11 protein-coding genes are annotated in these 13013 nt (G+C 48.3%); 7 read left to right on the forward strand and 4 right to left on the reverse strand.

Going from position 1 to position 13013, the window contains the following annotated elements:
- Positions 1-123 precede the first annotated feature (123 nt).
- The 7 genes from der (at position 124) to yjeM (ending at position 7542) form a co-directional block, all read left to right on the forward strand.
- Positions 124-1437, forward strand: a complete 1314-nt coding sequence (gene der, locus BN54_RS01415) for a ribosome biogenesis GTPase Der (protein ID WP_019205340.1) — start codon at positions 124-126, stop codon at positions 1435-1437.
- A gap of 247 nt (positions 1438-1684) precedes the next feature.
- A complete protein-coding gene (locus BN54_RS01420) occupies positions 1685-1960 on the forward strand; it encodes an HU family DNA-binding protein (RefSeq protein WP_019205341.1) in 276 nt (91 codons plus the stop codon).
- A 246-nt stretch (positions 1961-2206) separates the two neighbouring features.
- Positions 2207-3895: a phosphoenolpyruvate carboxykinase (ATP) gene (locus BN54_RS01425; protein WP_019205342.1), complete on the forward strand. Its 1689-nt coding sequence runs from the start codon at positions 2207-2209 to the stop codon at positions 3893-3895.
- Positions 3896-4062: 167 nt separating this feature from the next.
- Positions 4063-5304, forward strand: coding sequence for a tetratricopeptide repeat protein (locus BN54_RS01430; protein WP_040469812.1), 1242 nt, complete (start codon positions 4063-4065; stop codon positions 5302-5304).
- Positions 5305-5325: 21 nt separating this feature from the next.
- Positions 5326-5463, forward strand: coding sequence for a hypothetical protein (locus BN54_RS10130; protein WP_155818218.1), 138 nt, complete (start codon positions 5326-5328; stop codon positions 5461-5463).
- Positions 5464-5546: 83 nt separating this feature from the next.
- Positions 5547-5906, forward strand: a complete 360-nt coding sequence (locus BN54_RS01435; RefSeq protein WP_019205344.1) for an arsenate reductase family protein — start codon at positions 5547-5549, stop codon at positions 5904-5906.
- 133 nt (positions 5907-6039) lie between these two features.
- Positions 6040-7542 (forward strand): glutamate/gamma-aminobutyrate family transporter YjeM, encoded by a 1503-nt coding sequence (gene yjeM / locus BN54_RS01440; protein WP_019205345.1) that lies wholly within the window; start codon positions 6040-6042, stop codon positions 7540-7542.
- Between the two features lie 168 nt (positions 7543-7710).
- Here the strand turns inward: yjeM and BN54_RS01445 are convergent, their stop codons facing one another.
- The 4 genes from BN54_RS01445 to BN54_RS01460 all read right to left on the reverse strand — a co-directional run bounded on the left by BN54_RS01445 (position 7711) and on the right by BN54_RS01460 (position 12799).
- Positions 7711-8868, reverse strand: coding sequence for a M20/M25/M40 family metallo-hydrolase (locus BN54_RS01445; RefSeq protein ID WP_019205346.1), 1158 nt, complete (start codon positions 8866-8868; stop codon positions 7711-7713).
- A gap of 23 nt (positions 8869-8891) precedes the next feature.
- Entirely contained in the window at positions 8892-10058 is a 1167-nt protein-coding gene (locus BN54_RS01450; RefSeq protein ID WP_019205347.1) for a hypothetical protein, read from the reverse strand.
- 357 nt (positions 10059-10415) lie between these two features.
- Complete coding sequence (locus BN54_RS01455; RefSeq protein ID WP_019205348.1) at positions 10416-11189, reverse strand: (S)-acetoin forming diacetyl reductase; 774 nt, start codon at positions 11187-11189, stop codon at positions 10416-10418.
- Between the two features lie 290 nt (positions 11190-11479).
- Entirely contained in the window at positions 11480-12799 is a 1320-nt protein-coding gene (locus tag BN54_RS01460) for an MATE family efflux transporter (RefSeq protein ID WP_019205350.1), read from the reverse strand.
- Positions 12800-13013 lie beyond the last annotated feature (214 nt).

A 13013-nucleotide genomic window follows, 5' to 3' on the forward strand; every position in this document is an offset into this window, starting at 1 on the left:
AAGGGGCGGTGACGGATTGGTCGCCGTCCTTTTCGTTTAGAAAAATTATTCAGCTGCCTGGTGTCTCACTAATGAGTGTGGCTGAACGAAAACTGAGTTTATATTTGAAAGGAGTGTTTGCGAATGGCAAATCCAATGGTAGCAATCGTTGGGCGACCGAATGTTGGGAAGTCGACCCTGTTTAACCGGATTGTCGGGGATCGGATTTCGATCGTTGAGGATACCCCCGGGGTAACGCGAGACCGAATTTATGCTCATGCGGAATGGTTAGGGAAAAATTTTAGCCTGATTGATACCGGGGGGATTGAGTTATCTGACCAGCCGTTGGTCACTCAAATTCGCCAACAAGCGGAAGTGGCGATTGATGAGGCCGACGTAATTGTCCTAGTGGTTAACGTTGAAAATGGGGTGACGGATGCGGACGAGCAAGTTGCCCAACTGCTTTATCGGTCAGCCAAACCAGTGGTGTTGGCAGTCAATAAAGTTGATAATCCCGAGCGGCGTGCGGATATTTACGACTTTTATGCCTTAGGCTTAGGTGAACCATACCCGGTTTCCAGTGTCCATGGCGTTGGATTAGGGGACCTGTTGGATGAAGTAATTAAACATTTCCCGGAAGAGCAGGCCGATGTTGATGATGATACGATTCGTTTTAGTTTGATTGGGCGGCCAAATGTTGGTAAATCTTCGATGGTTAATGCCATTTTAGGTGAACAACGGGTGATTGTGTCTGATATTGCCGGGACGACCCGGGATGCTATCAATACCCATTTTGTTGGGGCTGACGGGCAAAAGTTTATTATGGTTGACACCGCGGGGATTAAGAAGCAAGGTAAGCTTTATGAAAATACGGAACGCTATGCCTTGATGCGCTCGATGAAGGCGATTGATGATTCAGATGTCGTATTGGTCGTCTTGAATGCCGAGGAAGGGATTCGGGAATTAGATAAGCATGTGGCTGGGTATGCGCATGAAGCGGGCCGGGCAGTAATTATCGTGGTAAACAAGTGGGATACGATTCCGGACCGGGATCAACGAACGATGACGGATTTCACGAATTTGATTCGCCACGAATTCCAGTACTTGGCGTATGCGCCCATTGTTTTTGTGTCGGCGAAGACTCATCAACGCTTAAATAAGCTGCCAGCCATGATTCAAACCGTTGAGAAGAATCACCAGCGGCGGATTCAATCCGCGGTCTTAAACGACGTCTTAATGGATGCCTTGGCGGCTAATCCGACGCCGACCGTTAATGGCAAGCGCTTACGGGTTTACTACGCTACGCAGGTTGCAGTTGCGCCACCAACTTTTGTGATCTTTGTCAATGATCCTGACTTGATGCACTTCTCATACCAACGGTATTTGGAAAACCGGATTCGGGCCGCCTTTGATTTTACCGGGACACCAATTCATGTTATCAAACGCCAACGTAAGTAAGCGTTTTATTATTTGTCAAGGGGAAAAGGCTTTAAAATTTATGGAAATTACCCCAAATCGAGTTTTCAAAATCATTTGACAAAAAAATTTAGTAAGATCTGCTCAAAATGCCTTGCTATCAACGTTTTACTATGCTAATCTAGGTTTTGAAATGAAGTGTTTCGGCGCTTGTTTCGTTAGGATCGTTTGGGGTCCTAACATTCATACGCCCGGCCTCAGCCGGCGCGAATGTTGGAGGTGAAACAACATGGCAAACAAGGCAGAATTAGTTAATGACGTTGCAAGTGCAACTGGTTTAACCAAGAAGGACGCTACGGCTGCTGTAGACGCAGTGTTCAGTTCAATTCAAGCTTCCCTCGCTAAGGGTGACAAGGTTCAATTGATCGGCTTCGGTAACTTTGAAGTACGCCAACGGGCAGCCCGTAAGGGTCGCAACCCACAAACTGGTCAAGAAATCCAAATCCCTGCAAGCAAGGTCCCAGCTTTCAAGCCGGGTAAGGCTTTAAAGGATGCTGTTAAGTAATTTTTTACTTAAAGCATGGAGTAGCTTGGATACTTATGATCCTGCGTTCATGTGTTGAGCGCAGGATTTTTTTATGGTCAAAAATGAATTCGATTACATTTTTAATCTAAATTAAAATTGACTCGTTATTTTCTAATTTTAGCAAAGATACAATTGAACGTTTGCGAAAAAAGATGATTCTAATGTTCACATTTCGCGCTTTTTCGGTATACTAGTAGTAACACAGTGAAAGGAATGTGATGATAAATGTCGAACGCTTTAATGACGAACTCGTTATATGTAAATGTGGAACGCAAGGTAGCCCGCCTTGATTTTAACCACGACTACCCAACGAGTGTAATTTCTCTGCTAAGCTCTCCGGACGTCTGCGAATTAGTTGCGGCTTTCTTGAAGGAAGATAAGCGACTGGCAATGGCTGGCAGCTTAGAGTCACTCCCAGCCAAGGAATACCTGGCAGTTTTTGCGAAAGTGATGATTGATGATCCAACGGCTTACGATCAATTTAGTAAGGAAGAAATCTTAGCCAGTTTGGAACGTTTTTATTCGTTTTACCGCTCCTTATTACGGGTTTCAGTTATTAAAGCAGACAATAATCACATTCTTGGGCAAGAATTTAAGCAAATCGACCGGCGGTTTAATGAATTAGTGTTACAGTGCTACCGGATGTTGGAAGAAAAGTTGCAAGGGTTTGGCAACCGGACCTTCCGGGAAGTCAGCGCCGGGACGAACGCCAGTCTGTTGGTTCGCCACCACGTCTGGGCAGCCCCAGAACGCTACCAAGCCTTAAATCAATTTGACTTTATTGACAAGGTTATGTTACGACCACCGTTGTTGATGCATACGATTTCTAATAAGCGGAAGGGCCTTTTTACGGCCGTTGATTACAACCCGATCGATCATTTCAATGGCAAGGCTGGCGAATGGTACTGCTACCCTGCTAAAATTGGGGAGACCTTGGCCTTTATCTATTTCCAATTAGATTACTTAGTCAACGGCTTGGCTTTGGCGAACCTCTTTGAATTGGCTCCCAAGGAAGATGTGATCGGGCATAAACCAGACGTCATCTTATTGTTTGGGGTCCCAGAAACCGAAGGGATGGTCAGTCACTACCACCACGATGATGAAAATGGCATTTGGGTTGGGGAAGTTCCGTACACGGACGATACCACCTACTTTGGTTACATGAAGAAAATGTGCTTGACGTTGCATAATTTACACCAAATCAACCACGGTTTGCTGCCAATCCATGGTTCAATGGTGAAGATTCGCTTCAAGAATGGCAAGCAAAAGACGGTGGTCTTCTTCGGTGACTCCGGCGCCGGCAAGTCCGAATCGATTGAAGCGTTACAAGAAGTGGCTGATGACCAAATTATTGCGGTTGATACCATTTTTGACGACATGGGCTCTTTTAAGGTTACAGACGATGGTAAGGTTGTGGCGCAAGGGACCGAAACTGGGGCCTTTGTGCGCTTGGATGATTTGTCAAGCTCGGTGGCCTTTAATAACATGGACCGGGGGGTCTTCTTAAATCCAGAACGTAAGAATGCGCGGGTAATTATCCCTGCGGCGCCATTTGCCGAAGTGGTTGCGCAACATGATATCGATATGTGGTTGTATGCTAACAATTACGATGATGGCGTCGGGGTGCACTACTTTGAAGCTGAAGCAGCTGCCAAGGAAGTCTTTATCGCTGGGAAGCGTAAAGCCCTAGGGACGACGGATGAAGTCGGAATGACGACCACTTTCTTTGCTAATCCATTTGGGCCGGTGCAAGAAGAAGCTAAGACGCGGCCCGTAATTGACAAGGTCTTTGCCGCTTTGTTTAAGCAAGGGGTTCCGGTTGGTGAAATTTACACCCACTTGGGAAATGATAAATCGCCAGAAGCTTTGCATGCTTCAGCGCGGGCGTTGCTGAAAGATTTAATGGAACAGTAATTTATTGAAAATGAAGAGAACAGGGCCTGGGAAAGCGAGCGCGCTTCAGTATTGGCCCTGTTTTTATGTGCCGAAACAGTGGTAACTTAACTTAAAGCCGCGTAAAATAATAGGATAACAATTAATGAGGGGGACGAGAACGCGTGAGTGAATCATATGCCGAAAAAATGTTGAATGCGATTGAAAGTGGCCAATTAGAGGAAGCCAAGAAAGCCTTTGCCTGGGCACTGCGTGAAGATGATGATGAGATTTTATTTAATCTGGCGGAGCAATTATATGCCTTAGGTTTTTTACATCAAGCTCAACGCACGTACTTAAAGCTTTTGCAGCGTTATCCGGCGGAAGATGAATTACGGACAGCTTTGGCGGAGATTGCAATTGATGAGGGGAATAATGATGAGGCGCTGGCTTACTTGGCTCAAATCAAGTCTGATTCACCGGCCTATCTTCAGTCGCTTCTGGTGGCGGCCGATTTATATCAAACGGAAGAACAGTTTGAAGTAACCGAAGAAAAGCTGCAAGCAGCCTACCAACTGGCCCCAACGGAACCAGCCGTTTTGTTTGCCTTAGGGGAGTACTACTATGCGACCGGCTTGTTTACGCCAGCGATTCAATACTATTTTGCCTTGATTCAAGCCGGGGTTGCCGAGTTTGCGCGTGTCGATATTGCCGGACGGTTAGGAATGGCATATGCGCAAAGCGGTAAGTTTGATCAGGCACTGGGGTATTTAAAGCAAGTGGCGCCGGGATACCTAACCAGTGACTTACGGTTTCAAACTGGCTTGACGGAATTAAATTTAGGCGATTTAAAAGCCGCCATCGTGACCTTAAAAGAACTGATTGAAGATGATGATCAGTATGCGTCCGCTTATCCGGCCTTGGCGCAAGCATATCTCCAAGAAAATCACGTCAGTCAAGCCCTGAAGGTAGCGCAAGAGGGACTGGGGGTTGATGAATATAATGAGCAGTTGTTTGCTTTGGCAGGGGATTTAGCGGGCCGCTTGGGTGAAACGACCTTGGTGGAGAAGTACTTGACGAAAGCGCACGAGTTAGATCCAGACAACTTGGCTATTACCCTTAAACTTAGCAATTATTACCTCAGCCAAAATGATCATGAGGCCAACCTAGCTATACTGACGACAGTGAACAAGGCAGCCGTAGATCCGCAAGTCGAGTGGAACTTAGCGCAATCGTATCAAGCCCTTGAAAAGTTCGATGCTGCGGCGCAAGCTTACGAAAACGCCCGGCCGACTTATTGGGAAAATCTGACTTTCTTAAAACAACTGTTAGGCTTTTACCAAGAAAATGGCGACCAGGCCTTACTTTTGGACACTTTGGAGCATGCGCTGACTTTGGCACCAGATGACCCAGAATTGACGGAGCTAGAGGCGCAGTACCAAGCGTTCTAAGTTTAAAATTGGAGAAACACCATGACGGCAACGTTTCGCTTTGCCCAGCGGGCGGATTTACCCCGCATCGTGGCGATCTACAACGAAAGTATTCCAGCGCATCAGGCCACGGCGAGATTTAGTGATTTTGGGTCGACAACTGGGGTAGTTGCACTTTGAAGTGGGGTGCGACGACCCCCGTTTTTTTAAAAATCATGTATAATTAAATTAATGCTACCCGGTATACCAAAGGAGGAATTTAAATGCCAACTTTTTATTGTTATCAGCGCTGTTCCACGTGCAAAAAGGCCGAGCGGTGGCTAGTCGAGCATGGGGTGGCCTTTGACAAGGTTGATTTGGTAGCGACACCACCGGCAGAAGCGGATTTGTTGCGGTGGCTAACGGCCAATCAAGCCCGGGGGTTGCGGTACTTCTTCAATACCAGTGGCCAGCATTACCGGCAATTGGGACTGAAGGATCAATTAGATACGATGACATTGCAACAAGCCGCCCAACTGTTGGCCAGTGATGGCAAATTAATCAAACGGCCTTTAATGGTGGAGGGGGAGCACGTTACGGCGGGATTTAAGCCTGCCGTATACGAGCAAGAGTGGCTGTCATAATATCTATGCAAAAGCGCAAATCCAAAGGGGGAAGATCGCTGTCAAGGCTTGATAAATAATATCATCAGAGTATAATCATACCAGTTAAAGCTTTTATTTTTTAATTCTTATTCATTTTGGAGGAGTGTTACTTATGGACGAAAGCACTAACAGTAAGGTCAAAAAGATTACGACCTTCGGGTTGGTGACGATGATTATTTCCACCATTTTTGGGTTTGGGAATGTTTCCAACGCATATTTACAAATGGGCTACGGGGCCATTTTTTGGTACGCCTTAGCCGGGATTTGTTTCTTCTTCCCGTGTGGTTTGATGATGGCCGAATATGGGTCTGCTTTTAAGGATGCCAAGGGGGGAATTTACTCTTGGTTAGCCGGTTCAATTGGTGAGAAGTGGGCCTTTATCGGGACCTTCGTTTGGTTGGCGTCGTGGATCATCTGGATGGTGTCCACCGCGTCGCGGATTTGGATTACCTTTTCGGCCTTGATCTTTGGTAAGGATACTACGACCAGTTGGACCTTGTTGGGGATGAACTCAACGCAAACCATTGGGGTCTTGGGGATTATCATGATTTTAGCGGTAACCTTCCTGAGTTCCAAGGGGATGAATGCGATTGCCAAAATCGGTTCCTTAGGGGGGATTTTCACGATCGTGGTCAATGTGATCTTCGTGGTGGTCTCCTTTATTGTGCTCTTTGCTAACCACTTCCGCTTGGCAGAGCCGATTCACGGGGCCAGCACCTTCATTACTTCCCCGAACCCAGCTTTCCAAACGCCGATTGCTTTGATTTCCTTTGTGGTTTACGCCGTCTTTGCCTACGGGGGGATGGAATCCTTGGGGTCGGTCACTGACAACATGGATCAACCGGAAAAGACCTTCCCACGCGGGTTGATCATTGCTTCTTTGTTTACGATCGGGACCTACGTTTTGATGATCTTCATGTTGGGGTGGTCAATTAACTACAAGGGACAAATGACTAGCAGTAGCGTGAACCTCGGGAATGTTACCTACGCGGTCTTTAATTATCTCGGCTTGGCGATGGGAAATGCCTTGGGGTGGAGTCACGCGGCTGCGGCGACCTTTGGGGTTATCATGACGCGGATCGTGGCCTTGGCCCAGGCGATTGGCTTCTTAGGGGCCCTCTTCATCTTGATGTACTCACCAATCAAGGCCTTTATCCTAGGGTCTGATCAGCGGTTATGGCCGGAAAAGTTGACCCGCTTGAACAAGGCGGAAATGCCGGCCAACGCGATGTGGCTGCAAGCGATCATCGTTTGTGTGATCGTCTTCTTGGTTTCCTTCGGGGGCTCAGCGGCCCAACGCTTCTACACGATTTTGACGGACATGTCCAACGTTTCCAGTACCGCACCGTACATGTTCTTGGTTGGGGCCTTTCCGTTCTTTAAAAAGAAGCACTATGACCAATCTTTCGTGGCCTTTAAGAATCACACTTGGACCACGATTTTGGTCCTTTTTGTGGAACTGATTCTAGTAGTTGGGACCCTGTTTACCTTTGCCCAACCCGTTTTGGATCATGATTATGAAACAGCCTTCTGGACGATTGCCGGGCCATTCTTCTTTGCCTTTGTGGCCTACGTGTTCTACCAGACTGCCAGCAAAAAACATGGGATGAAATAAAGTTTATTTAAATCATCTGATTGCAGCCGCCTCAGTTTACTGGGGCGGTTTTTTTCGTCTGATGCTAGTCTTTGGGGTGGCGAACCAGGTTTAAGTTCTGCCTGGCCGGTTGCGGTGGTGGCAAGAAAAAGGATGACTAATGTTAAACACAGTCATCCGCTTGCAAGCTTAATTAAACTGGTGGGTTGTTTGTAGGAGAGCAGCGATTAATTGCGTGCGGGGCAGCAACGATTCGACGACCGCAAATTCGTCTTTCGTGTGGGCCTTACCCCCGACGATGCCAAGACCGTCTAAAGTCGGAATGCCTTGAGCGGCGATGATCCCAGCATCGGAAGCACCACCACTGGCAATCGCTGCTAAGGGGCCGATCCCAATGGCTTGGGCGTGCTGGTCAGCGATTTGCAAAAGCGTTTGGCTGTCAGTTGTCGGTTCCAAGCTGTCAATTTTGGTTTTAACCGTAACGGTGGTTTGCGTTCCGGCTACCGTTGGGGTGGCCGCGATGGCTTGAATTTGCGCTAATAAGTGCTCACGTTGGGCATTAGTCTTAAAACGTACGCCTAATTGGGTCTTGGCAAAATCGGGGATAATGTTTTCACTGCTGCCGCCGGTAATGGTACCGCAGTTGACGTGCAGGCCAGCGGTCAGGTCGCTGAGGGCTTCGAGCTGAATAATTTGGTGGGCGAGTTCTAAAATTGCACTCCGCCCAGCTTCAGGCGCGGCGCCAGAATGGGCGGCTTGTCCCTGGACGGCGACTTCAACGATCATCCCCCCGCGGGTGGTGGTAGTGACTTGGTTCAAGGCGGCACTCCCCTCTAAGTTCAGCGCAAAATCAGCGCCTTGGGCAGCCTGCGCGAGGGCTTGATCTGCTGTTGAATCACGGTGGATTTTTTCTTCATCGGTAATGACCAGCATCCGGATTGCCCGGTGGGGAAGCTGGAGTGCTTGCAAGGCCTGAATGGCAAACAACCCCATTGTTAGACCAGGTTTCATATCAAAAATCCCGGGGCCGCTCATTAAGCTCTGGGTGGTGGTGAAGGGCCGTTGGACTGCGGTCCCCGTTGGGAAAACGGTGTCTAAGTGGCCACTTAAAATGACCGGGCGACCGGGTAAAGTCCCAGGAAGTTCCCCGATGAGGATGGTTCCGGGGTGATTGGTGTTAAGCTGGTGCACCGTCATGTGTAAAGCTTCCATTTTGGCTTGCACCAGGGCGACGGCTTGTTGGATGTTAGCCGGCTCAGTTGCCGGTGAATCCTGGTTTACCAAACGTTCAGTAAATTGCAACATTGCTGGTAACTGGGTGGTGAGGTAGGTTGCTAAAGCGTTCATTGGTTACTCCTTTCATGGACCGATTAGTGTAAATAATTAATGGCAAAGCCAGCAAAGAAAACGGAAACCAAAGTCACCGTCACTAAGCCGGCGGTTAGCATTTTCGGTAACAGATATTGTTCCAACGCTCCACGTTCAGCGGGCGTTTGTCCCGTTGAAGCCGCGACTTCTTGGGCCAGCAACATGGTCGTTGGAAAACCGAAGGTACACGTCATACCTAGGGCAATGGTGAGCGGAAATGACGTGTGGGTAAGTTTGCTTAAGAGACCGGCCGTGAGGATTAAGCCAATGGTGCCCACCAGCAAGCAAACCAGCAAGGGGCCCAGCACACTGATAACCATTTGGGGAGTGGTGTTTGCCAGGCTGCCTAAGATGACTACGGTCACCAGAAAAGTAATCAGGCCATGCGAACCGGTTTTGTTCAACATGTCATCATCCAAAAAGCCGAGTTGGTAAAAGAGAATCCCAAAGACAAAGCAGATAACTAGATAGTTGATTTTCCCGTGCAACAACAGACTCGTGCCGTAACTCAGAGAAGCGACCGCTCCTAGTTTAGCTAAGCAAAAGACGGGGGTGTTGAATTGTGCGGGTAACTGCAACGGTTTGCGTGACGGGGTTGTACCTGGCTCCACGGAAGCGGCTGCGACGGTGAGCTCGCCCGACGTTAGCAAGCGTTGGGCCTCTTTTTTAAGGGCCGCACTGGCAACGGGGATGCCAATGAAATTTTGGAAGGTGAGGACGGCCAAGGCGTAAGTAGCTAAGAGTGGCAAGTTGGCTTCTTTTAATGCGGCCAGGAGAACCAGGGTTGCCGCGTTGCCGCCAGCAAAAATCGGGGCGCCGACAATTCCGTAATTTTGTCGGTTCAACAGGCTGGCTACTAAAACAATTAAGGCGCAAGCACCAAGGGCGCCGCCGATGGCAATTAAGACGACCTTGGCCTGGCGTTTTAATTCGGCGAGGTTAATCGTAGTCCCAAGCGCGGTCAGCATGATGCCGACAATGGCCATCCCAAACGCCTCGACCCCACTGTTGGTAAAGAGGTCCTTCGGGAGCAGATGCGTCCAGAAGCCAAGGAGGGCGAAGACGGAGATGGTTAAAACGGTGTTGACCAGGGCGTGGGTTTTCCGTGAAATAATTTCACTAACTGCGTACAGGGCTAATAGAATTGTGAGGGGCAAAATGCCAGCCATTGTTATTACCTCCAAATTTAAAGTAGTTGAGCTAAGTGACCAGTGGCTTCTCAAACCCCCGAGGTAAAGAAAAAACCGCCCAGGGCGATGCCTGCGCGGTTGCATTTGTTGAGCCGACACAGGTACGATTTGAGAAGTCTCAAAGAATCGTACCTGTGGAGCAATCACATGTACGATTAATCAGTGCCAGCTTTGCCAGTTAAACTGTTGAATGTTGATCAGCATGTGATTGCCCTCCTTTTTCTTAAAGTTTAATTAGAATAATAACAGAAAAATGAGAGGTGTCAAGTAGGGAAAATAAAAAAGCGGGGCCGCCACATTTTTGCAGCGGCCCCACCAAATTGAGGGCAGTTAATACTAGTGGAATTGCATCCCACCGTCGACTTCTAAGGTTTGCCCAGTGATGTAATCAGAGTCTGGGCCAGCCAAGAAGGCCACGGCATTGGCAACGTCTTCTGGTTCAGATAAACGCTTCAAAGCGATGTCCTTGGCAAAGGTTTGCATTCCCCATTCATCGTCTTTCCCGGCGTTTTGACCAACCTTGTGCGCAATGTCGTACATCATTGGGGTCTTAACAATCCCTGGCGCAAAGGCGTTAACCGTCGTGCCTTCTTCCGCTAATTCACGAGCCACTACTTGGGTGATCCCCCGAATCGCAAACTTGGAACTGGAGTAGACCGTTAAGTTCGGGTTCCCAACCACCCCGGCTTGGGAAGTGGCGTTAATAATCTTACCTGGGTGACCTAATTGCTTGAAGGCAGCGTGGGCTGCTTGGATCCCAAAAATCGTCCCGGCAACGTTAACGGAGTATACGTAGTCGATGTCATCTTCCGTGATCGTGTCGATTGGCGTCGTTGGGGCAACCCCGGCATTGTTGATCATGACGTTGAAGTCACCAAAGTGTTCGACCGTCTTTTCTACGGCAGCAAAAATTTCTTCCCGCTTGGCCACGTCAGCAGCGACAACCAAGGCTTCACCGCCGGCTTGTTCAATCTTTTGCTTGACGTCTTCTAACTTGTTAGCCCGCCGAGCAACTAAGGCTACCGCAAAGCCGTCCTTTGCTAAACGTAAAGCGATTGCTTCCCCAATTCCTTGGCCGGCACCGGTTACCATTGCAACTTTCTTTGTCATGAAAAATTCCACCTTTCACGCTGAAGCGTTTTATATCATTTCGTTGGCACTATTATACGGGAGTTGTTAAACGTCCGTCAATGGGTTTCGTGATTTTTTTCACAGTTTTTGTGAAGGAGATGACAAATTGAGCAAGACTGACACCAAAAAATCGCGACAGGATGCCAAGTTAACGCTTTCAGATGACCGATTTATCGCACAAGCGCCTTCACAGCTTACTGATCAAGCGGTGAAAAATTTTATATAAAAAACTCGCCCCTGCGGATAAGCAAGGGGCGAGCTAATGGTTATTACTTCCGTGGGCGGTAATGGTTAAACAGCCCAACTGCCAGGAGCGCAGTGATAAAGTCAGCGCCGGCTTGGCTGGCTAAAATTCCCGTGTAGCCAAACGAGTGGGCGAAAACGATTAATACAAGGTAAAAGATCACCCCTTGCCGGCAGAAAGAAAGGATAAAAGCCGGCAAGGCTTTGCCCATTGATTGAAACATAGTCGTAAAGACTAAAATCAAACCAGCCAACGTGGCGGAGCTAACCAACCAGCGAATCATGGTAATCCCATGCTTGATCACCGTTGGATCATGCATGAAACCACGAATCAAAGTTGGCGCAAGCAGCCAAATGACGCCGGTCATGATTAAAGCAAACCCGCAAACAACGGTCAAATCTAAGCGCATGGTTTCATTAAAACGTTTGGTATCCTTGGCCCCGTAAGTATAGCCAATTAAGGGTTGCGCACCAAAGGCAAAACCGACAAAGACCATTGTGATGATCATACTGATTTTAAGGGAAATCCCCATGGCGGCCACACTGGAAGGGCCATAAGCAATCAGGTAACGATTGGCCAGTGCCATCGCAAAGGTCGACATTAAGTTGGTTACTGAAGCTGGAATCCCGATGGCTAAAATTTCCCCCTGCATACGGCGGGAAATCTTAGTTTCCCGTGGGGACGTGGTGAGACGCTGACTTTTGGTCCGCAGGTAATAGATCATTAGCAGGTCGGCGAAAATATTACCGGTGACCGTAGCCAGGGCGGACCCCGCGGCACCTAAACCGCAGGTGAAGATAAAGAAAGGATTCAACACAATGTTAATAACCGTCCCAATGACGCTGGCCTTCATCGATTCAACCGCTAAGCCCTCAGTACGTAAAATGTTTACTGGGGCGTAGAAAAAAACGATGAAGGGGGCGCCCGCGGCGATAACCAGGTAGTATTGACGGGCGTATTCCCAAGTGGCCGGGGTTGCTCCCAATAATTTTAATACTGGCGTTTGCAAAAGAAATAGGAGCACTAAGACGATCAAGCCGAGCAAAAAGCCGGCGGAAAAGCAATAACCACTGACGCGGCGAGCTTGGTCAAAGCGTTTCTCACCAAACAGGCGGGAAATCACGGAGGAACCACCTAAGCCGAGGATGTCGCCCAAAGCAACCATTAGGGTAAACAACGGGGCCCCTAAAGAGACCCCCGCTACTAAATTCGCGTTTTGCGTCTGAGCAACAAAAAAGGTGTCCACCAGGTTGTAAACCAAGGCGACGACCATGTTTAACACCACCGGCAAGGCTAAAGTGAAGTAGGCCCGGCGTACGGAGGTGTGTTCAAATAATTCTTCCAAGATAACTTTCCTCATGTAAGTTCTTTTTAATTTAAGCATATCATATGGTGTCAAGTTCCAGATCGAGTTGGATTGGTCTAGGAAACTTATGTAAACTCGGAACCGTTTTCGCACTGTGGAAAGATATTTTAAACGGGAAATCGGACTAATTTATCATCATTTTCTCATTAAAGGCTTGGCAAAGGTAGGGCGGGGGATGATAATAGCACCATTC

Origin of the sequence: Limosilactobacillus ingluviei str. Autruche 4 (assembly GCF_000312405.1) — a bacterium.
Lineage (GTDB): Bacteria > Bacillota > Bacilli > Lactobacillales > Lactobacillaceae > Limosilactobacillus > Limosilactobacillus ingluviei.